Annotated in this window: 20 protein-coding genes; 6 read left to right on the forward strand and 14 right to left on the reverse strand. The window is 61.5% G+C overall.

Features of this window, described 5'->3' with window-relative positions; all coding sequences use genetic code 11:
• Positions 1 to 25: 25 nt before the first annotated feature.
• From BRAGE_RS0125540 to BRAGE_RS0125555, 4 genes are read left to right on the forward strand one after another with little or no spacing between them, the layout of a single operon-like run.
• Entirely contained in the window at positions 26 to 643 is a 618-nt protein-coding gene (locus BRAGE_RS0125540) for a sulfite oxidase-like oxidoreductase (RefSeq protein ID WP_027558352.1), read from the forward strand.
• Positions 630 to 1,391 (forward strand): ferredoxin reductase, encoded by a 762-nt coding sequence (locus tag BRAGE_RS0125545; RefSeq protein ID WP_027558351.1) that lies wholly within the window; start codon positions 630 to 632, stop codon positions 1,389 to 1,391. The genes BRAGE_RS0125540 and BRAGE_RS0125545 overlap by 14 nt, the downstream gene beginning before the upstream one ends.
• Positions 1,392 to 1,396: 5 nt before the next feature.
• Positions 1,397 to 1,663, forward strand: coding sequence for a DUF6510 family protein (locus tag BRAGE_RS0125550; RefSeq protein WP_231164299.1), 267 nt, complete (start codon positions 1,397 to 1,399; stop codon positions 1,661 to 1,663).
• Positions 1,664 to 1,704: 41 nt separating this feature from the next.
• Positions 1,705 to 1,917 carry a hypothetical protein gene (locus tag BRAGE_RS0125555; RefSeq protein ID WP_027558349.1) on the forward strand — a complete coding sequence of 71 codons (213 nt, stop codon included), beginning with the start codon at positions 1,705 to 1,707 and terminating at the stop codon, positions 1,915 to 1,917.
• Between the two features lie 102 nt (positions 1,918 to 2,019).
• Here BRAGE_RS0125555 and BRAGE_RS0125560 read toward each other — a convergent pair whose 3' ends face one another.
• The 13 genes from BRAGE_RS0125560 to BRAGE_RS0125620 all read right to left on the reverse strand — a co-directional run bounded on the left by BRAGE_RS0125560 (position 2,020) and on the right by BRAGE_RS0125620 (position 12,674).
• On the reverse strand, positions 2,020 to 2,790 hold the full coding sequence (locus BRAGE_RS0125560) for an SDR family oxidoreductase (protein WP_027558348.1): 771 nt from the start codon (positions 2,788 to 2,790) through the stop codon (positions 2,020 to 2,022).
• 23 nt (positions 2,791 to 2,813) lie between these two features.
• Positions 2,814 to 3,797 carry a zinc-binding alcohol dehydrogenase family protein gene (locus BRAGE_RS0125565; RefSeq protein ID WP_027558347.1) on the reverse strand — a complete coding sequence of 328 codons (984 nt, stop codon included), beginning with the start codon at positions 3,795 to 3,797 and terminating at the stop codon, positions 2,814 to 2,816.
• Between the two features lie 41 nt (positions 3,798 to 3,838).
• Entirely contained in the window at positions 3,839 to 4,708 is an 870-nt protein-coding gene (locus BRAGE_RS0125570; RefSeq protein ID WP_027558346.1) for an alpha/beta fold hydrolase, read from the reverse strand.
• Between the two features lie 184 nt (positions 4,709 to 4,892).
• On the reverse strand, positions 4,893 to 5,927 hold the full coding sequence (locus BRAGE_RS0125575) for an AraC family transcriptional regulator (RefSeq protein ID WP_231164298.1): 1,035 nt from the start codon (positions 5,925 to 5,927) through the stop codon (positions 4,893 to 4,895).
• 244 nt (positions 5,928 to 6,171) lie between these two features.
• The gene (locus tag BRAGE_RS0125580) at positions 6,172 to 6,786 is read right to left on the reverse strand and encodes a response regulator transcription factor (protein WP_027558344.1); all 615 of its coding nucleotides are present in this window, start codon (positions 6,784 to 6,786) and stop codon (positions 6,172 to 6,174) included.
• Positions 6,787 to 6,788: 2 nt separating this feature from the next.
• On the reverse strand, positions 6,789 to 8,435 hold the full coding sequence (locus BRAGE_RS0125585; protein WP_027558343.1) for an ATP-binding protein: 1,647 nt from the start codon (positions 8,433 to 8,435) through the stop codon (positions 6,789 to 6,791).
• Between the two features lie 154 nt (positions 8,436 to 8,589).
• A complete protein-coding gene (locus BRAGE_RS54775) occupies positions 8,590 to 8,922 on the reverse strand; it encodes a hypothetical protein (RefSeq protein WP_141262956.1) in 333 nt (110 codons plus the stop codon).
• A gap of 46 nt (positions 8,923 to 8,968) precedes the next feature.
• Positions 8,969 to 9,484, reverse strand: coding sequence for a YkgB family protein (locus BRAGE_RS0125595; RefSeq protein ID WP_027558342.1), 516 nt, complete (start codon positions 9,482 to 9,484; stop codon positions 8,969 to 8,971).
• 19 nt (positions 9,485 to 9,503) lie between these two features.
• Complete coding sequence (locus BRAGE_RS49220; RefSeq protein ID WP_159073918.1) at positions 9,504 to 10,187, reverse strand: sensor histidine kinase; 684 nt, start codon at positions 10,185 to 10,187, stop codon at positions 9,504 to 9,506.
• A 39-nt stretch (positions 10,188 to 10,226) separates the two neighbouring features.
• Positions 10,227 to 10,481: a hypothetical protein gene (locus tag BRAGE_RS0125605; RefSeq protein WP_027558341.1), complete on the reverse strand. Its 255-nt coding sequence runs from the start codon at positions 10,479 to 10,481 to the stop codon at positions 10,227 to 10,229.
• A gap of 134 nt (positions 10,482 to 10,615) precedes the next feature.
• Complete coding sequence (gene egtD, locus BRAGE_RS0125610; protein WP_051378510.1) at positions 10,616 to 11,596, reverse strand: L-histidine N(alpha)-methyltransferase; 981 nt, start codon at positions 11,594 to 11,596, stop codon at positions 10,616 to 10,618.
• Positions 11,597 to 11,652: 56 nt separating this feature from the next.
• Positions 11,653 to 12,312 (reverse strand): sigma-70 family RNA polymerase sigma factor, encoded by a 660-nt coding sequence (locus BRAGE_RS0125615; protein ID WP_084334214.1) that lies wholly within the window; start codon positions 12,310 to 12,312, stop codon positions 11,653 to 11,655.
• Positions 12,309 to 12,674: a response regulator transcription factor gene (locus tag BRAGE_RS0125620; RefSeq protein WP_027558338.1), complete on the reverse strand. Its 366-nt coding sequence runs from the start codon at positions 12,672 to 12,674 to the stop codon at positions 12,309 to 12,311. Before BRAGE_RS0125620 ends, BRAGE_RS0125615 begins: the two co-directional genes overlap by 4 nt.
• A gap of 530 nt (positions 12,675 to 13,204) precedes the next feature.
• Here BRAGE_RS0125620 and BRAGE_RS0125630 point away from each other — a divergent pair.
• On the forward strand, positions 13,205 to 13,732 hold the full coding sequence (locus tag BRAGE_RS0125630) for a YkgB family protein (protein ID WP_027558337.1): 528 nt from the start codon (positions 13,205 to 13,207) through the stop codon (positions 13,730 to 13,732).
• Here the strand turns inward: BRAGE_RS0125630 and BRAGE_RS57930 are convergent.
• Positions 13,653 to 14,090, reverse strand: a complete 438-nt coding sequence (locus BRAGE_RS57930; protein ID WP_084334212.1) for an HAD family hydrolase — start codon at positions 14,088 to 14,090, stop codon at positions 13,653 to 13,655. The two genes, BRAGE_RS0125630 and BRAGE_RS57930, sit on opposite strands and share 80 nt — an antisense overlap.
• A 215-nt stretch (positions 14,091 to 14,305) precedes the next feature.
• Here BRAGE_RS57930 and BRAGE_RS0125635 point away from each other — a divergent pair, with 215 nt between their 5' ends.
• Entirely contained in the window at positions 14,306 to 19,465 is a 5,160-nt protein-coding gene (locus BRAGE_RS0125635; RefSeq protein WP_051378025.1) for a trifunctional serine/threonine-protein kinase/ATP-binding protein/sensor histidine kinase, read from the forward strand.
• Positions 19,466 to 19,631: the final 166 nt, after the last annotated feature.

The following is a 19,631-nucleotide window of genomic DNA, read 5'->3' on the forward strand; positions in this document are numbered from 1 at the left end:
CGTCACTGCACGAGGGCACACTGCAATGGATCGACCTCCCGTTTCTCGCGGCTTCAAATCAAAGCGACAGGCATCCGACGCCGCTCGACTGCCGCCGGGTCAGTATCTGACGACCGACTTCCCGGTGCTGTCGGCGGGCCCCACGCCGGTTATCCGTGTCGCCGACTGGAAGATCGCGCTTCAACTTGGCGGCTCGTTGCTGGGGAAATGGACCTGGGACGAGTTCGAGGCGCTGCCCCAGACCACGATCACGGTCGACATTCACTGCGTCACCAAATGGTCCAAGCTCAACACGGTCTGGCAGGGCGTCAGCTTTGACGATCTTCTCAAGGCGGTCGGGCTGAGCGAGCCGCCCGACGCCTATGTCATGGCGCATTGCGACGGCGGATACACGACGAACCTTCCGGTACCCGACCTGGTCGCGGGAAAGGCGATGATCGCGACCCGCTATGAGGGTCTGCCGCTCGCCCCCGCGCACGGTGGCCCCGCCCGTCTTCTGGTGCCGCATCTTTACTTTTGGAAGAGCGCAAAGTGGCTGCGAAGGCTCCGCTTCATGCCCAAGGACGAGCCTGGGTTCTGGGAATCGCGTGGCTATCACAACTATGGCGATCCCTGGCGGGAGCAACGTTATGACGGCGACTGATGGGCCTCTGGAGCGGCCCAGGATCGAATGGCAGACAGGTCGCGTGCAGGCCATCGTGGTCGAAACAAGCCGGGTGAAGAGCATCGTCCTGCAGCCGGCCAACTGGTCCGGGCACTGGCCCGGCCAGCACGTCGACATACGTCTCACCGCCGATGACGGCTATCAAGCCGAGCGAAGCTATTCGATCGCGTCGCCACCGGAAGACCAACTGCTCACCCTCACCGTGGAACGGGTCGAGGACGGCGAGGTTTCCTCCTATTTGCTCGACGAATTGCGAGTTGGCGACGCTCTCGAATTTCGTGGCCCCATCGGGCGGCATTTCATCTGGAGCCAGGCGCGTGGTGGACCGATTTGCCTGGTCGCGGGCGGCACGGGAATCACGCCGCTGATGGCCATGTTACGCCACCGCAAGAGGTCGCGCCCACGCATCCCGGCATCATTGATCTATTCTGCACGCAGCCTTGCCGACGTCGTGTACGGTGATGAACTCGATGCGATGGCTCGCGGCGATCGCGACCTGCGTCTGGTCTATGCGCTCACCCGCGAGCAGCCGGGCGACTGGAGCGGACTTCGGGGGCGGGTCAACGAGGCTCTACTCGCAGAGAACAGTTTTGCGCGCGAGCAAAATCCCACGTTTTTCGTTTGCGGGCCCACGGGGTTCGTCGAAAGCATTTCGAGCATGCTCGTGAAGCTCGGTTTTGATCCCTTCACCATCAAAACCGAACGTTTCGGACCATCAGGAGGATGATCGCCATGGCAGACAACATCGCCGACCTCATTCTTGGCGGTGATCCAGGCACCCACCTGCTTCAGGAAGCCTTTGCCTTTGACATCACCCTGACCAAGATCCGGTGCGCGGCATGCAACACCGTGTCCGGCCTCGGCTCCCTGGCCGTCGACGGCGGCTCCCTGGAGGCGCTCGTAAAGTGCGCCGAATGCGGAAGCGATCTCATGAGGGCGAGGCGAACTCAGAAGGGGTGTGTCCTTGAAATGCAAGGTGCCCGGCACCTGTACTTCTGAATGTCACGTCACCCGCCAAACTCCGAGTTCAAAGACCCGCCATGCACGGTGAAGACATCCACCTCGCTGAAATCGAGCGCCAGATTGCCGCCACAACAGCAAACCTTCGCGAATTGATCGAACAGGCCGCCTCATATTCTGCCGCGATGAACGAAGAGCTCGTCGGCCAGCGAATCGACGATCAGGCCGCGCGGCTCGAGATGCTGATCAGGCGTCGCGAAGAGTTACTCAGATCCAGAGCTGGAGAAGACTGACGAGGTCCGGCGAACGCGGGTGCACCAAGCAGGTCTGGACGGTCAGCTGGGGCAATCGCAACCCGTCGACGATCGCGTCGATCACGCTGCGTTCAGCGCCAATCAGATCGATTTCACCTCGCCGCCATCCATTCGCAACGCCGAGCCGGTCATCCAGCGCGCGCCGGGCGATACGAGGAATGCCATCAATTCGGCAATCTCCTCCGGCTCGCCGTAACGCGCGATGCCGGCCTCCATGGGAAACTTCGCCGTTGCCTCCTCGACGGTCATGTTGTGCAGAGGCGCCCAGTGCTGAAGGTAGGAGCGGCGGCGGCCCGTCATCACCGGCCCCGGCAGGACGCTGTTGACCTGGACGCCATCGCTGATTCCCTTGTCGGAGAATGCCTTTGCCAAGGCGACAATTGCAGCGTTGATGGTGCCGACCGCCGCATAGGGTGACTTGGGGAAGGAGGCTGAATTTCCTGACATCAAGACCACAGCCCCCTTCGATGCCATGAGCGACGGCCAGGCCGCGATCGTAAGCCGGCGCGCGCCATGCAGCTTCAAGGCTAGTCCTGCTTCCCACTGTGCCTCCGTCGTCTCGAATAAATCGACCTGCGGCACCGCGCCAGCGATATTGAGCAGGGCGTCGATCCGGCCGAAAGCCGCTAACGTCTGAGCAACGACAGCTCGAGCGGCGTCAGGTTCGGCCAGGTCGGCATCGATCACCAGCACCTCTGCGCCGGCGGCCCCGACCATCTCTGCCGTGTCTTCAAGATTGGTACGATTTCGTGCAACGAGCACCAGGGCCGGGAAATCGCGCGCCAGACGCACCGCGGTCGCACTGCCGATTCCCTGGCTCGCCCCCGTCACGATGGCGACTGATTTCAACATAGGAGTTCTCCCGGATCTAAAGCTTACAAATGCCAATCGCGAACAACGACCATCTTCCCGGCCGCCTCGTTCGCCTCCATGACGCGATGCGCCTCGCGAATCTCTTCGAAGGGAAATATCCGCGCCGGCATGACGTCCAGCCGGCCAGCGGCAACGTCGGCGGCGATGTCCCGCAAGGGAACGTCGGAAAGCGGAAACCCGGGCGTGCCGAACATGAAGCTCCCGAAGAAGGTCAGATAGACGCCGCTCGGCATCTGCAGCAGCGGATTGAAATCCGGAATCGGATCAAGCCCGCCGAGCCAGCCCGCGAGACAGGAACGGCCGCCGCGGCGAAGCATGGCGAGGGAGTCCAGCACGACACTGTTGCCGACGAGGTCCAGAACGGCGTCGACCTGCTTCGCTTCGGGCAGATGTTTTGAGAGATCCCGCCGTTCGATTTCGCAGCGCGCGGCTCCGAGCTTCTCCAGCATGGCGAAGCGCTCACGGCTGCGCGTCGTCGCGATGACCCGCGCGCCTGCACCGACCGCGAGCTTGAGCGCCGCTTGACCAAACGAGGATGTCGCCCCGCGGATGACGAGAAGCTGACCTCTCTGGAGCTCGAGGTTACGGAAGAGACAGGTCCATGCCGTCGCGAAGGTTTCGGGTATCGCTGCGAGCTCGGCCCAGGGCAAATCTACATCGATCAATGCGACGTTCGAGACCGGAGCACGGGTGTATTCAGCGTAGCTGCCGTTGATGGTGCGGCCGAGACCGCCCATCAATGCGGCCACCTTGGCGCCTACCGGAAATTCTCCGCCCGGGCACGACTTCACGAGACCGACGCATTCAATGCCGCTGATCGGCGCCGCTTCGGCCCATTCGCCCCGGCGCATGTGCATCTCCGCATGGTTGATGCCGAATCCTTTGACCTGAATGACGACATGACCAAGCTGCGGCTCCGGCTCCGGAACGTCCCGATAGACAAGGCTGTCCAAGCCACCGAATTTTTCAAGAACGATGGCGCGCATGACGGTCCTCCTGGCATTCCTCGCGGCGACGAAAGCGCCAATCACGCATTTGATATCGGCTGGGCAAGAAATTCACCGATCGCCGTTGCGATCTCCCGGGCATGAGTCTCGAGTGCAAAGTGCCCCGTGTCGAAGAAGCGCACTACAGCATCCGGCATGTCGCGCTGGAACGCCTTTGCGCCCGCCGGCAGAAAGAAGGGATCGTTCTTGCCCCAGACCGCCAGGAAGGGTGGCTTGTGCTTGCGGAAGTAGGCTTGGAATTCCGGATACATGGCGACGTTGGTCCTGTAGTCGCCGAAAAGATCGAGTTGGACCCCATCGGCGCCGGGACGCGCGAGATAATGGTTGTCGAGCGTGTATCCGTCAGGGGAGATCAGGGAGGCGTCAGGCACTCCGTGGGTGTATTGCCAAACCGTCGTCTCCGGCGAAAGGAACGATCGCAACACCGTCCGGTTCGCTTGCGATGGATCCTGCCAATAAGCACGGATCGGGCTCCAGCCTTCGCTCAATCCCTCCTCATAGGCATTGCCATTCTGCGAGATGATGGAGGCGATACGCTCGGGTTGTCGAACCGCCAACCGAAAGCCCGTCGGCGCGCCATAGTCGAAGACGTAGAGCGAGAAACGAGCAAGTCCGATGACTTCCGTGAACCGTTCGATCACCTGCGCCAACGCGGCGAACGTATAGGCAAAGCTTTCGCGAGCCGGCATGTCGGACTGGCCAAACCCGGGCAAATCCGGCGCCACTAATCGGAAGCGGTCCGAGAGCGCGGGGATCAATTCGCGGAACATGTGGCCAGCCGTCGGAAATCCGTGAAGCAGTAGCAAGGCGGGCGCGTCCACCCGGCCAGCCTCCCGATAGAATACGTTCAGTCCGTCCACGTCCGCCTTGCGGTATCGAATGCTCGTCATCTGCGGTCCCTCGCGGTCCCCCTCGACACCTGGTTCGCCCAGTGAAAACGATGATCCGTTGGCAGCCGATCCGAGGCGGCCTCACATAGCTATTTCGTGGCTCGGGACGATCCGGTTACAGACGTCCGGGATTCTTCTGCCCGGCACGGGGCTGCCTGTCGCCTCCTCTGCCCGATCGATCGCCTCATTCGAACTCCCTGCGATAGTTGGTGGGAGTCCAACCCGTCGCTTTGCGAAAGGCGGAGCTGAAGGAGCTCGTTTGCGCATAGCCCAGGCTGAGTGCGATGTCCGTAATCGATACCGCGCGATCCGCCAGTCGCAGCTTGGCGAACTCCATGCGTCGCTGAACCTGATATTGGTAGGCCGGGATTCCGAACGACTTCTTGAATGCACGACAAAAGTGGTGAACGCTGAGCCTGGCAAGCTCGGCGAGCTTCAGCAGGCAGACTTGCTCTCCCAGATGCTCCTCGACGTACTCGACCACGACACGCTTCTGCCAACCTGCCAGACCTCCACGGCTGACCGGTGTCGGCTCGCGAACAAGATCGTGATCAGACCTGGAAAGCTCGTGGGCAAGCACCCCGCAGAGCGCCTCGAGGTAGGGCGTGCAATTCGTCTCCGCGCTCTCGATCGCCTTCTTCAGTTTGGAGGCAGTCTCCCAGACTAGCGGATCCTCGAAATATATTCTTGGCGCGAGCCCGCTCTTGCTGTCGTCGGACTTGTGAAGCGCAGCGGGATCGAAGTAGAGGAAAGTCACCTGCGCAGTTGAGGCGGTCTCATACCATTCCCGATAAGCGCGTCCCGCCGGGACAAAGGTCAACCTGTGCTCCGAACCTCGCAGCTTCGACGAACTGAGACCATCGATGGAGGTCTCGCCGCTTTTCCGTGCTCCCTCGTTGTACAACGCCAATAGGTGTCTCGATCCCTGAAAGCGAAATTCAATCCGGTTGCCGACCGGAAGGTGAATGCTCTCCGAAAACCACCAGCGCCAGCCTATCCCAAGGCGCTTCACCGGCTCGGAAGGCGTTATGCTGACCGTCGGATGAAGCGCCGCCTCGGACGGCCAGGAAAGTTGCGTCTGGTCCACCCGACTGATTGGCGAAGCGGAGACAGCCATCCGCGGCGTACTCTCACTCGAATTTGATACATACATCCCCATCGTCGTCGCCCTGTTCTGTGCTCCGGCTGGCTGCATCCAGTCGTCAACGAACTTCTGCACGGAGGAGACGCCTTGATCGCCCGGATACGGGCGTTGAAGCCGCAAGCGGCAAATGGCGTCATCCCTCCGGTCAAGGCGAACTGCCAACGCCGGATGGCAGCACCGCATAGGAACAACATGCTTTTCATCGCTCTGGCGGACAATCTCACGCTTGTGCTGTTTCGGCCCATACCTAGGTATGGGTCGCATGCAGGGACGGCGCCGAGATGATTTAGCTCCGAGATGCAGCCTCGGAGGCGACGCTTCAGCCTTGAAGTTGGAGCGCTTCAGCCATTCGAACGAGCATTGCCGCGGTTTTTGCACCCAGCTTCCGCATCACGCTGCCACGATGCATCTTGACCGTCGCTTCGCTGATCGAGAGCTCGCTGGCGACCTGCTTGTTCATCAGACCGGATGCCACCAGCGTCATCACTTGCCGCTCGCGGGTGGTCAGAAGTGCAAACTTTTCCTGCAACTGCGCAAGGTGCGCGTTGTCGTCGCGTCGATCGATGTCCTTTCGGATCGCGGCAGTGACCGCATCGAGAAGATCCTGATCCCGTATCGGCTTGGTGAGAAAATCGACCGCCCCGAGCTTCATGCCTCTTACGGACATGGGAATGTCGCCGAAAGCGGTCATCAGGATCACCGGAATTCCGACGTTGACCTTCGTCAGGTACTCCTGCAGCTCCAATCCACTCGTACCCGGCAATCTGACATCGAGTACAAGGCACGCGGGAGCATCCGAAAGTTCAACCTTCAAGAAATCCGAAGCAGATCCGTACAGGGCGACCTTGTAGTGCAGGGACTCAAGCAGGTCGCCAAGGGACTCGCGAACAGCGCGGTCATCGTCGACAATATGAACAACGCCAGAAGGAGGCATGTCTACCGGCTTTCCGACGTCTGAACGGCCTGGCGAAGCGGGAGAGCGAAGATGAACCTCGCTCCGCACCTCCCGTTTTCTTCCACCCATAGCTGCCCTCCGTGGAGTTTCACTATCTTGCGGCAGATCGAAAGTCCGAGACCCAGTCCCGCCCCCTTCGTCGTGTAAAGCGTCTCGAAGACCCGCTCTCTCTCAGCCGGGCTGATGCCACCCCCGGTATCCGCGATTGCCACGGAAATCATACCATCAGAGACCCCCGAAGAGAGAACCAAAATACGGTTCCCGTCTTCAACCTCGGCCATGGCCTCGATGGCGTTGCGCACGAGGTTGAGAGCGACCTGCTGGACCTGAACACGGTCTGCTTCGACTTGAGGCGATGATCGATCGAAGTCGGTCCGGACGATGACCCCGGCTCGCTCGATCTCCCTTTTCGACAGCAGCAGAACCTCCGCAACCGCCTCGTTGATATCGAACTCGGCAAAATGGACCTGCGTTCCCCTGAGAAGAGATCGGACCCCGGTCACAACCTCCGCGGCTCGACGTGCCTGCTTGATAATGCGTGCGACCGATTTCCGCGCCTCCGCGGCTTGAACGGGATCCCTGCCGAGCCACCGGAGGCAAGCTTCCGCACTCATGATCGTCCCAGTCAGCGGCTGATCGATCTCATGGATGATCGAGCCGGCGAGCTCGCCGAGGGACGTCAAACCCGACGCCCGCGCCAACTCGTTTCGCGCGTCGGCGAGAGCCTGCTCCGCCGCCCTCCGCTGCGTGACATCCGTGATGATCCCTTCCAGCTCGAGGTCGCCGGTCGGTCCCTCATCGAATTGCCCGACGGCTGCGACATGCAACGTCTTGCCGTCCCGGTTGACCACACGGTACTCGTGGGCAAATGGGGACTTCGTGCTGATCGCCTCGGTGAGAGCCTGCTCCAGCGCGGGATAATCCTCGGGATGGACCCGGCTCCTGAAGACCTCGAATGGCACGGGGTTTACATCCAGGTCGATATCCAGAATCCGGTAACATTCGCGCGATCCACGGGAGAGCAAGGTCCGCGTGTTCCACCGATAGCTGCCCATGCCGCCGATCTGCTGGCCTCTGACCATCCACATATTGGTCTCGCGCAGCGCCTCGAACAGCCTTACCGATTCGAACGAGACGGCGGCCTGATTGGCAAGCAAGGAAATCACCCACACGCACCGCGGCGTGAAGACATCCGCCTCTCCATCCGCTTCGAGATGGAGGACGCCAATCGCCCAGTGCTGGTGAATCAGCGGCAGGCACAGCTGGGCTATCTTTCCAGACGGTGCCTTCGCAGGGTCGATCAACGCCGAGCTCTCTGCGCCGGCTTGCCTCACGACCGTTTGCTTTCGATCGAACACCTCTTCGGCGAGGTCGCTCGGCAAGCGGAATTCGGCGTGCGGCGGGAAGGAGGCGAGGAAGTTTGCCCTCTCGCGCGGGAAGCTCGCATCGGCTTTGGCAAGCAACTCTCTTTGCCCGCTGAGCAAGATCGCCCCCCGACTAGCCCCCGAATAACTCAGCGCCTCCATGAGGAGAGCCTTGGCCAATCCCTGATAGCTGATTTCTCTCGAAATGATCTGAAATGCCTTGGCGACCAGATCCAGCTCATGCGTCTCGTTATCAAGCCTCATACTGAGATGTCTCGTCGTGCCCATCATATCCGGACGTCTCGACGCTCACCCCGCGGCTTGTACGTCGAGGGGTTAGGACGAGAGCGCGTCAGTACGTCGCAACATCTAACGGGACTTGCGAACGTTGCCAAGTTTGGCTGCGCGGAGCCACGGTTCACGAACCAGCAACAGACAATTCGCTGCACACCATATTTTTTCGTAGCAGGTGTAACCAATCCGACAGTTGCTCCGAATGTCCACGAAAGTGCAGAAGGGCGGCTTTGCGCCCTGCTGATCGTTGGCTGTTCAGCCCCGATCGGAGCGTCGCGACCGCCGCGGCGCCGGCATATTCGCCCTGGTGAACGCGACCTATCTGCTGCTGTGCTGGGAGGCCGTCGACCGGCCGGCGATCGAGGAGATCCCGGCCCGCGCGCGCATGATGATGCGCATGCGATCCTTGACCACCCTGCTTGGCTTCGTCGCCGCGGTGGCCGTCTCGATGCAGCATCCCATGTTCGCGCTGGCCACGATCTGCGCCTGTCTGGCCGTGTATCTCAAGCCTCAAGTGGCCTCAGGACGCGCGCCGCGTCCTGCTTCAGCAGATACAACGACACCGCAAGCAGTACGACATCCTTCATCAGGAACGGAACGTTGCCCGTCATCGCCGGAAAGCCTCCGGCTGCGGCGTCCCAACCATCCGGCATGAACGGAATGATCGTGACTGTCGCGATAAAGGTGCCGGTAGATCCAAGGGCGCCCAGAATGCCGAGGCGCTTGCTCCAGAAGCCCGCGAATATCAAGGCGCCAAAGGTCCATTCGGAGACGCCGAGAAACCAACTGGCACCTTGATGGCCGAAAGCGGGATAGAGCCACCAGATCAGGGGACCGTTGCTGATGAACGGCTCCAGACGATCCGCCTCGTATGCCCACCATTTCTGATATCCGAAGAAGAAGAACAGGATCACCATCGACGCTCGGACTATGTGGTAATCCAGATCTCCCGTAAGCAACTCCGATATCGGCAACCTGCTTGCGAACGCTTTCCGCGGGACATTCGTCAATGTACTCATTGTGCAGATCCTCCTGACCCTAACTGGCTGCCCCCTGCTTGGCCGGCGTCCGGCCGAGATCAAGTAGAAGTCGGCAGACAAGACCATCGGGAGCGAAGTCGAGATCGACCTGCGCGCCCGGCAACGCCCTTGCAATCAGTTGCGTACCAAAGCCTCTGCGTTCAGGCCGGGTCACCTTCGGTCCGCCGCGCTCGCGCCATTGGACGGCAAGACCATGTCCGCCGAGATAGGGGGACCTCTCCCAAATCACCTCGACGGCTCCCGCAGTCGATGTCAGCGCGCCGTACTTGCTCGCGTTCGTCGCCAGCTCATGAATGATGACGTTCATCGACAAGGCGATGTGCGGCTCCAGCATAAGGTCCGGCCCGGCCAGCAGAATGCGGCCCTTGTGAGACATCGCGTGTGGCTTGAGCGTTCGCTCCAGCAGCCCCGCGAAAGACACCCGCTGTTCTCCCGCGGATTCGATCATCCTGTAAGCGTCGGACAGGGTCGCGATCCGCGCCGAGAGCGCCGCACGAAAATCGGCGGCCGTATTCGCATCGGTATTGTTCACGAAGCACAGAACGATGCTCAGAATATTGCGCATCCGGTGCTGCAATTCCCTGACCACAAGCTCGAGCGCGTCATCCCGGACCGGGGCGATCCGCTCGTAGTCCGCGCAGCCGCTTCCGACGTGGGACGAACCGGTGACAGTGCGCATCATGTGCGGACCCATTGCTGTTTGGCTGAACCCGGATATCGATCAACACCCGCGGCAGATCTTCAGCTTTTTATCGAGATCTGCGTCCAGGTTCTCCTGCTTCCGATTGAAGTCCGTGATGCGCTTCTGCAACTCATCTTCGACAGGTGAATTCGGCATGAATGCACTCCCGCGTGGCTGCACGTGAACGCTCTCAGGCGCGCTCGGCGCTTTCGGCGACGGCGCGGGAGCCGGATCCGCCAGGGCGGTTAGAGGAATGGCGGCTAGGCTCAAGATCAGGGAGGAACGGAGTTGCATGGTCGCGCCTCGACGCAGTTGATCACCATGAAGACACGCGCAGTATGCAGGATATGCTGGGGCCTCGCTGTTCGTGGATTGCGCCGATTGAGGCGATATTGTCGGAATGACTCCCGTTTCGCGTTCGATACGACCTAGGGAGCCGCGCGCGCGGGCCTTCGCTCCGCGAGAATGACCGAGAAGAGCTCCCTGTCGTCGGTCCAATCGGCGATGGGATCCCATCCGCCGGCCTGCAGCAGAACGAAGGCATCCCTCCGTCCGTATTTGAGGCTGTTCTCCGTGTGGATGGTCTCGCCCTTTGTCAAGAAAAAGCCCCTACCATCGACCTCGAAGCCGACATCGCGAATGGCTTCCAGATGCATCTCGATACGCGCTTCCGCATCATTCCACCGCGCCAAGTGGCGAAACGCGCCCAGGGGAATCGAGCCGCCCAGCTCGCGGTTGATCCGATGCAAGAGGTTTAGATTGAACGCCGCCGTCAGCCCTTGCGTGTCATCATACGCCGGCAGCAGAGTATCCTGATCCTTGATACGATCGATGCCTATCAGCAGCATCGATCCGACGCCCAAGGTCGTTGCCGTTGCCCGCAACAGATCGACCGCCGCAGAGACGGTCAGGTTTCCGATCGTCGACCCCGGAAAGAAGCCGAGGCGCGCAGTCGACGCAATCTCTTCCGGCAGCGTAAAGGGATAGGTAAAGTCGGCCTCGGTTGGGTAGATCGGCAGCCCAGGGAATGCATACGACAAGCCTGCCGCAACCTCCCGGAGGAATTCACCCGAGATGTCGATCGGCACATAGGCGGAGGGCTCCGTCTCCGCCAGCAACAGTCGCGTCTTTGCCGAGGAGCCCGAACCGAACTCTATGACTGCGCGGCCCGGCCCCGCGAGGGCGGAGATTTCCGATACTGCCGAGGCGAGGATCGATCGCTCGGTTCGCGTCGGGTAGTACTCCGGCAGCAGCGTGATCGCTTCAAACAGAGCCGATCCGCGGCGATCGTAAAGCCATCTCGCCGGAATTGCCTTTGGCGCGAGACTTAACCCTTCCATGATGTCGTAACGGAATGCCGTCGTCGGGTCGGCCGCGCCGGATCGCACCTCGTTCTGGAATTGAAGCAATTTCGCTTTTCGTTCGCGCGACGTCTTGTACGGCCCGGGCCGCGGCCGCAATGACGTCAAGAAACCAACGCCGCCAATTTCTTCAGCCCACGGTGGATATTGATCTTGACCAGGGCCGCCGACTGACCGGTCGCGCCGGACGCTCGCGCGATGCTGAGACCATTGATTTTCACGAGACGGATCACGCTCTCTTGTGCCGGCTTCAGCTGGCCGAGCAACTGGTCCAGCGCAGCAGCGCTGATGGCGGCCCCCTCGTGATCCTCGACTGCGATTTCGTCGTCGAGCGAGAGCGCACTGTAGCGCGATGCATCGCGGACACGATCGACCCATTTGTAGCGGGCAATAGCCGTAACCCAGGCGCCAAAGGGCTTCGACGGCGCGAAGGTGTGGCGCTTGGCATGAACGGCCAGAAGTACCTCCTGCCGCGCATCGTCGGCGGCCGGATATGGAAGCCGGCGCGCGTAGTAGGCACGAAGCCACAGATCCAGCTCGCGAAGCAATTGCTCATATGCGGCACCATCCCCTCCGCGCGCCGCAAGCATGAGCCGGCCCCATCGCTCTGAGCAATCGTTCCATCTCTGCCAGCGAGCCGTTTTCCCGCGATCGGGTCGCGGCGGAGCCTCATCCTCCCGGGATCGCGGACGCCGCAATTCGTCTCCGCCCGAGGATTGCGTAGCGATGGAGGACGTGATGTCGTCATCCGCGAGCGCTTTCATCGTCGAAGGCTCCTGTCGAGACACTCAAGCAGCGCACTTGGTTCGAACGGCTTCCTGAGAAGGCAGAATGCGCCGATCGATGCCGCCTCCGCGTCCAGCTGCCTGTGCGGAAGCGCGGTAATGAGAATCACCGGCGCTCTGACTTTCTGCTCATGGAGCTTGCGAACGAGGTTGAGCCCGCCCATTCCGGGCATGTGAACGTCGGCGATGATGCAGTCGAAGCTGGACCGATCAGCGTAGCTCAGCAGCGCTTCGGCTCTGTCAAACGGCTCGGAGCGATAGCCGATCGATCGCATCAGATCCACCAAAGACAGGCACAGGGCCTCGTCGTCATCGACGACTCCTACGAAAGGAACCTTCACCTGACTTACCCTCGCAAGGCGCAACCATCATCGAAACGCGATCGCAACGAGGTCGACCGGCGCGCAGGCCGCACGCCGTCCGACGAAGCGACCGCTGTCGTAACGCTCCATGCTTTTTCGCGAGAGTCGCATGTTCGGTCTCCCCAACTGAGGAAAGTCCAGTAGCTGCGCCAGGATCGGTTGCGCAGATGAGCCCGGAGCATGCGTTCGGCGGGTGTCCCCCACAATCTCACGATTGTGATGCACAAACCCATACTTTGGTATGGGTTTGCGGCGGCAACACGAGCCACCGGGACGCGCAGCAGCAAGACTGCCCTTCGTCTCACGACGTCATTCGCAGATGCCAGAACGCGAGCGAGGTCAGGCCATGCAGATGCCCGGTCGTCTGCGGCCGAACAGCGCAATTTTGAGAAACGCGCGATAACCCACGCATAGCGTGCCCTTCGAAGCTTGGCTACCGTTCGGATGACGACACACGTCGACGCCACTCTTGACGGCAATCTGCGACCTCCATGATGAGACGACATCGGATGGACCATCTCATAAAGAAACTGTCCGAACTCGATCTGGTCAGAGGCGATTTTGACTACCACGCCACGCGTGTGGCGATGATCGTCGTCTTCTTCGTCTTCAGCTGCCAGAAATGGTTCGACTACGAAGCGCATGCGTTGATTCCGTTCATCAGCCACGGGCCTCTGATCTTCTGGCTGTATCCGGCGTTTGGCGTGCGCGGGGCGGCTTACTTCCTGGGTTCCGCGGAATTGTTGTTTGGATTGCTTCTTCTGCTCGGTTTCTGGAGCCGAAGACTGGCGATCCTGGGATCACTGGGTTCATGCGCAACCTATGTCGCTACCGTGACGATCATTCCGTTTTTCCCCGATGCCTGGGCTGCGCCAGCCGGCGGCTTTCCCGCGGCCACGTTGCCGTTTCTCTTCCTCATGAAGGACGTGGTGCTGCTTGCGGCTTCGGTCTATCTGCTCAAGCAGGACATCCTCCGGGCAGCGGCCGAAGTGTCCCCGACTCTGAACGGGATTGTCCGACAGGAAGCGATGCGGTAGCGCCGGTTGGCGCTGCAAGAAGATCATCGTCGTCCTGCGTGACGGGCGATGAGCTGCTCGACCACATCGGCGAGGTGATCTGCGGCTGGGGACCAACTCCAAGGATGTCGTTTCCGGACCGCTTGATCAACGCAGCTTCGCAACCGGCCGCCACGGCGCCGAGCGTATCCCAGGCTTGGCAGGCGATCATGCAGAGCTGCGACGGACGGGCTCCCAGTTCATTCTCGACGTGAGCGTAGGTCTGCGGCGAGGGCTTATAGACCTTGACGCTATCCGCGCTGAACGACCTTTCGAAGAATTTCCCAATTCCACCGCTTTCGCGCTGGCGGGCCTGAACTTCAGCCAGGTTGTTTGTCACTCAGAGTTCCCGATCAAATTCAAATCTGCCTGTAACGCTTGTGGCAGCCTCCACGAATATTGGAAACCAGAGGAGCGACCAGCGTGAAGCTGGCAGGTTCGCTCTGATGGTTGCCGTTGTGGGTGACTTTTCCGGGGAGTAGGGTGATGAGGGGGCGATTGGACGCTTGGCGGGCCTTCACCACGAGGCGGCCGGCCGGCTCCGGAGTCCGGCAGATGAATGTGTCCTCGCCAATCCCCACGCACGGCGATGCCGGTCTCGAACTTCTGTGGGACGACGGGGAGCGCGTCTTTTGCCGCGAATTGCGCCGGGACGCCGATGGCAACGTCAGCAGTGTCCTGATCGTAAGGGCCGCTTCGGAGCATCCGCCGGCCGCGGTCCTCGACCGGCTCGCCCATGAATACGCCTTGCGCGACGAGCTCGATCGGACCTGGGCCGTACGGCCGCTGGACCTGATCCGCGACGGCGGTCGGACCTTGCTGATATTGGAAGATCCCGGCAGCGAGCCGCTCGAGCGGCAGCTAGGCACGCCGATGACGCTGGACCGCTTTTTGCGATTGGCTCTCGCCATCAGCACCACCGTCGACCAGCTCCATCGGCGAGGTCTGATCCACAAGGACGTGAAGCCCGCAAATCTCTTGGTGACCGGAGCGGACGAGATCAGGATCACTGGATTCGGCCTCGCAACTCGCCTGCCGCGCGAGCGACAACAGCTCGAACCACCAGAGACCATCGCGGGCACGCTGGCCTATATGGCGCCCGAGCAGACCGGCCGCATGAACCGGTCCATCGATTCCCGCAGCGATCTGTACGCAATCGGCGTGACGCTCTACCGGATGCTCACGGGCGCATTGCCGTTCACCGCGGCCAATCCGATGGAATGGGTACACAGCCATATTGCGAGACGGGCCATTCCGCCCGCCGAACGGCGCAGTGACGTGCCCGACGCCGTGTCGGCGATCATCATGAAGCTCCTCGCCAAGACCACCGAGGACCGCTACCAGACCGCAGCCGGCCTCAAGAGCGACCTCGCGCACTGCCTTGCTGAATGGCAGGCGCGAGGGCGGATCGACGGCTTCACGCCCGGCGAAGCGGACCGACCGGACCGCCTCATGATTCCCGAGCGGCTATACGGCAGGGAACACGAGATCGAGGCCTTGCTCGCCTCGTTCGACCGCGTCGCCCGGAGCGGAACGCCCGAGCTCGTCTTGATCTCGGGCTATGCCGGTATCGGCAAGTCCGCCGTTGTCCACGAATTGCACAGAGCCTTGGTCCCGCTTGGCGGCCTCTTCGCCTCGGGCAAGTTCGATCAGTACAAGCGCGACATCCCCTATGCGACACTCGCGCAGGCCTTTCAAAACATCGTCCGTCGTCTCCTTGCGAAGGACGAGGCCGAACTCGCAGCGTGGCGCGATACCATCTGCGAAGCATTGACGCCCAACAGCCAGCTGGTTGTCGATCTGGTGCCGGAATTGAAACTGGTCATCGGCCATCAACCGCCGGTCCCAGAGGCATCGCCGCAAGACGCCCGGCGACGATTCCAACTCGTCCTGCAGCGCTTCATCGGCGTCTTCGCGCGACCGGACCGGCCGCTTGTGCTCTTCCTCGACGATTTGCAGTGGCTGGACGCTGCGACGCTCGATCTGCTTGAAGAGCTGCTGACCCGATCGGACCTGCAACATGTCTTGCTGATCGGCGCCTATCGCAGCAATGAGATCGATGCCGACCATCCGCTGAGGCGCAAGCTCGCCGCAATTCACGATTCGGGCGCGCTCGTCCGGACACTCAGCCTGGCCTCCCTCAATGGCGCCGACGCCGAACATTTCATCGTGGATGCGCTTCGCTCCGAGACGGCGCGCGCCGCGCCATTGGCGCAGCTGGTTCATGAGAAGACTGGCGGCAATCCATTCTTCCTGATCCAGTTCCTGCACGCACTCTCGGAAGAAGGGTTGTTGGCCTTCGATCACGAGATGAGCCAATGGCAGTGGGACCTGGAGCGCATCCACGCCAAAGGCTATACCGAAAACGTCGTCGACTTGATGATCCGCAAGCTGAGCCGCCTGCCCGACGAAACGCGGATGGCCTTGCAGACGCTTGCATGCCTCGGCAGCAGCGCCGAGATCCCGACTCTGTCATTGATGCTGGGCAGGTCGGAACAGCAGGTCCAGCTGGATCTCATCGACGCGGTGCGTCTCGAGCTTGTCGAGCTTCAGGGCCGGCACTGCAGGTTCGTGCACGACCGGGTGCAAGAAGCCGCCTACGCACTTATTCCCGAGTCCGAGAGGCCTGCGTCGCACTTGCGAATCGGCCGGCTCCTGGTGGCACGCACGCCACCCGAGCAGCGCGAGACGGCGATCTTCGATATCGTCAACCAGCTCAACCGCGGCCTTCCCCTCGTCGGCTCTCCAGGCGACCGCGAGCAAATCGCCGAGCTCAACTTGATTGCTGGCCAGCGCGCCAAGGCATCCTCGGCCTACAGCTCGGCACTTGCCTATCTTGCCACCGGAAGCGGGCTCTTGAGCGCCGATTGCTGGGCGCGGCGGCACGAGCTTGCCTTCACGCTGGAAATGAATCGGGCCACATGCGAGTTCCTGACCGGCGAACCAGCCGTCGCGGACGATCGCCTGGCTGCACTGGCGACGCGCGCGGCCAATTCGCTCGAACAGGCCGCCGTCGCGTGCCTGCGCATGGATGTCTATACGACGCTCGGCCAGTCCAGCCGGGCCGTCGATGTTGGCCTGGGGTACCTGCGGCGGCTAGGCGTGCACTGGTCTCCCAACCCGACGGAAGCGCAGGCGCGCCGCGAGTATGATCTTATCTGGTCGGGCATTGGGGAGCGCAGCATCGAAGACCTCGTCAAGCTGCCATTGATGAGCGACCCGGCCTCTCTTGCGACCATGGATGTTCTGACCAAACTCCTGCCGCCTGCCCTCTTCACTGATATGAACCTCCTTTCCCTCACGATCTGCCGGGCCGTCAATCTCGGCCTCGAATGGGGTCACAGCGACGGGTCGTGCGTTGCTTATGTGCAGCTCGGAATGGTGGCCGGCCTGCAATTCGGCGACTACAAGTCCGGCTTTCGCTTCGGAGAACTCGGCTATGAATTGGTCGAGCAGCGCGGAATGTCTCGCTTCCAGGCTGCAACCTATCTGATATTTGGCGCACACGTCGTGCCGTGGACGAGACACTTCAGGGCCGCGCGCGATCTCCTTCGCCGCGCTTTCGAAAGTGCGCACAGGAGCGGCGATCTAACATATGCGGCCTACAGTTGCAGCAACCTGAATGGCAATTTGTTCCAGGCAGGCGATCCACTGGTCGAGGTTCTGAGCGAGGCCGAGACTGGCCTCGCCTTCGCCCGGAAGATGGGGTTCGGGTTCATCGAGGACATCATCGCCGCGCAACTTGGACTGTTCCGGACCCTGCGCGGGTTGACGCCGAGATTCGGCTCCTTCGACGACGAGCAGTTCGACGAGCTTCGGATCGAAGAACACTTCGCCGCCAACCCGAATTTGTGGCGCGCGGAGTGCATTTACTGGATCCTCAAGCTTCGGGCGCGCTTCCTTGCTGGCGACCGCGCATCAGCGGTCGACATCCTGTCAAAGCTGCAGCGGCGACGATGGACCCCACTGACTCCCGCGGAGGCCGCTTCGTATCATTTCTATGCTGCGCTTTCTCTGGCTGCACTTCCGGAAACGATCGCCGCCGGCCACCGGCGCATCGACACCATAGCCGCGCATCACCGGCAACTCCGAACCTGGGCGGAGAATTGCCCTGACAATTTCGAGCATTGTGCGGCGCTGGTCGGTGCCGAAATCGCCCGGCTGGAGGGCCGCGACTCCGATGCGATGCGCCTCTACGAACACGCGGTTCGCTCCGCCCGCACAAACGGGCTCGCTGCGGAAGAGGGCCTCGCCTACGAGCTCGCTGCGAACTTCTATGCGGCTCGCGATTATGACGCGTTCGCCAATATATACCGTTGGAGCGCGCGCGACGCCTATGCCCGATGGGGAGCCGATGGCAAGGTACGGCAGATCGACGACGTGTATCCGCACCTTGCGGAGAACGCACCCGTCCTGACCGCGACCGATACGATCGGTGCACCGATCGGACATCTGGACCTCGTAGCGGCCCTGAAAGTCTCGGAGGCTGTTTCCGGAGAGATCGTCCTCGAGAAGCTGATCGACATTTTGATGCGCACGACCATCGAGCACGCCGGTGCTGAACGAGGACTGCTGATCTTGCAACGGGACGCGGAGCTGCGGATCCGCGCGGAAGCGTCGACCCGGGGAGTTCAGATCAATGTCGATCTGTGCGATCGACCGATTTCCCAGGTGGAGATCCCGGAGTCGCTCGTCCTGTACGCGGCCCGCACGCATGAGAGCGCTATTCTCGACGATGCTGCGGAAAGTGGAGCCTTCAGAGCGGATCGCTACATCCAGCTCAAGAGCGCCCGGTCGATTCTGGTCATTCCGCTCACGAAGCAAGGCAGCCTGGTCGCTCTGCTGTATCTCGAGAACAATCTTGCCAAGGCTGTATTTACGCCGGCAAGGGTCGCTCTTCTCAAATTTCTCGCGTCCGAGGCCGCGACGTCGCTCGACAATGCGCGTCTGTACCGGGAGCTTCAGGAGCGTGAGCAGCGTTACCGCGAGGCCCAGATGGAACTCGCCCACGCCAACCGTGTCGCGGTGATGGGCCAGCTGACGGCGTCGATCGCCCACGAGGTCAATCAGCCGAACACCGCGATTATCGCCAGCGCGCAGGCGGCATTGAGCTGGCTCGATCACCGCCCGCCGGCGCTGGAGCAGGCGCGCAGGGCACTGACGCGCACCATCGAGAACGGTATCCGCTCCAGTGAGGTCATTGGACGTATCCGCGACCTCATCAAAAAGTCACCGCCCAAGCGGGATTCCCTGGCGATCAACAACGTGATCGGTCACGTCATCGAGCTCACGCAGGCTGAAGCGGCGCGGAACGGTGTCTCGATCCAGATGGCCTTCGCCGATCGTCTGCCCAAGGTCATCGGCGATCGCGTTGAACTGCAGCAGGTGACACTCAACCTGATCCTGAACGCCATCGAAGCGATCAGCGGAACCACGGAGGGCAAGCGCGAGCTATTGATCCAGACCGCTAGAGCAGATGCCGACAGCATACTCGTATCGATCGCGGATTCAGGCCCGGGCTTGTCTGCAGAGGGTCACGCACGGCTGTTCGAACCCTTCTATACGACCAAGTCGGGCGGCCTGGGTGTCGGACTGTCGATATGCCATTCGATCATCGTTGCGCATGGCGGCAGACTATGGGCGGCTGCAAACGAACCGCGCGGAGCCGTATTTCAGTTCACCGTACCAATCGATGACGACTTTGCAGATGGCTGAGCCACGCTCCGACATCCGCGACCAGGCGGCGAAGATACATCATCCGTGGTTGAGCGGAATTGTCGATCAGATCGCATCGGAACAACCCTTGAAGATACCGGTCGGGGCTGGACTCGACCAGTCTGGTCCGAACGGAATGCGGCTCATGTCATGGCTCCGATCCCGG

The sequence above is a fragment of the Bradyrhizobium genosp. SA-4 str. CB756 genome, assembly GCF_000473125.1.
Classification (GTDB): Bacteria; Pseudomonadota; Alphaproteobacteria; order Rhizobiales; family Xanthobacteraceae; genus Bradyrhizobium; species Bradyrhizobium arachidis.

Excerpts from the sequence above, each read along its gene's own strand:
- BRAGE_RS0125540 (WP_027558352.1), top strand. The coding sequence starts at position 26 with ATGGATCGACCTCCCGTTTCTCGCGGCTTCAAATCAAAGCGACAGGCA.
- BRAGE_RS0125545 (WP_027558351.1), top strand. The coding sequence starts at position 630 with ATGACGGCGACTGATGGGCCTCTGGAGCGGCCCAGGATCGAATGGCAG.
- BRAGE_RS0125550 (WP_231164299.1), top strand. The coding sequence starts at position 1,397 with ATGGCAGACAACATCGCCGACCTCATTCTTGGCGGTGATCCAGGCACC.
- BRAGE_RS0125555 (WP_027558349.1), top strand. The coding sequence starts at position 1,705 with ATGCACGGTGAAGACATCCACCTCGCTGAAATCGAGCGCCAGATTGCC.
- BRAGE_RS0125560 (WP_027558348.1), bottom strand. The coding sequence starts at position 2,790 with ATGTTGAAATCAGTCGCCATCGTGACGGGGGCGAGCCAGGGAATCGGC.
- BRAGE_RS0125565 (WP_027558347.1), bottom strand. The coding sequence starts at position 3,797 with ATGCGCGCCATCGTTCTTGAAAAATTCGGTGGCTTGGACAGCCTTGTC.
- BRAGE_RS0125570 (WP_027558346.1), bottom strand. The coding sequence starts at position 4,708 with ATGACGAGCATTCGATACCGCAAGGCGGACGTGGACGGACTGAACGTA.
- BRAGE_RS0125580 (WP_027558344.1), bottom strand. The coding sequence starts at position 6,786 with ATGCCTCCTTCTGGCGTTGTTCATATTGTCGACGATGACCGCGCTGTT.
- BRAGE_RS0125585 (WP_027558343.1), bottom strand. The coding sequence starts at position 8,435 with ATGAGGCTTGATAACGAGACGCATGAGCTGGATCTGGTCGCCAAGGCA.
- BRAGE_RS54775 (WP_141262956.1), bottom strand. The coding sequence starts at position 8,922 with ATGCTGCATCGAGACGGCCACCGCGGCGACGAAGCCAAGCAGGGTGGT.
- BRAGE_RS0125595 (WP_027558342.1), bottom strand. The coding sequence starts at position 9,484 with ATGAGTACATTGACGAATGTCCCGCGGAAAGCGTTCGCAAGCAGGTTG.
- BRAGE_RS49220 (WP_159073918.1), bottom strand. The coding sequence starts at position 10,187 with ATGATGCGCACTGTCACCGGTTCGTCCCACGTCGGAAGCGGCTGCGCG.
- BRAGE_RS0125605 (WP_027558341.1), bottom strand. The coding sequence starts at position 10,481 with ATGCAACTCCGTTCCTCCCTGATCTTGAGCCTAGCCGCCATTCCTCTA.
- BRAGE_RS0125615 (WP_084334214.1), bottom strand. The coding sequence starts at position 12,312 with ATGAAAGCGCTCGCGGATGACGACATCACGTCCTCCATCGCTACGCAA.
- BRAGE_RS0125630 (WP_027558337.1), top strand. The coding sequence starts at position 13,205 with ATGGACCATCTCATAAAGAAACTGTCCGAACTCGATCTGGTCAGAGGC.
- BRAGE_RS0125635 (WP_051378025.1), top strand. The coding sequence starts at position 14,306 with ATGAATGTGTCCTCGCCAATCCCCACGCACGGCGATGCCGGTCTCGAA.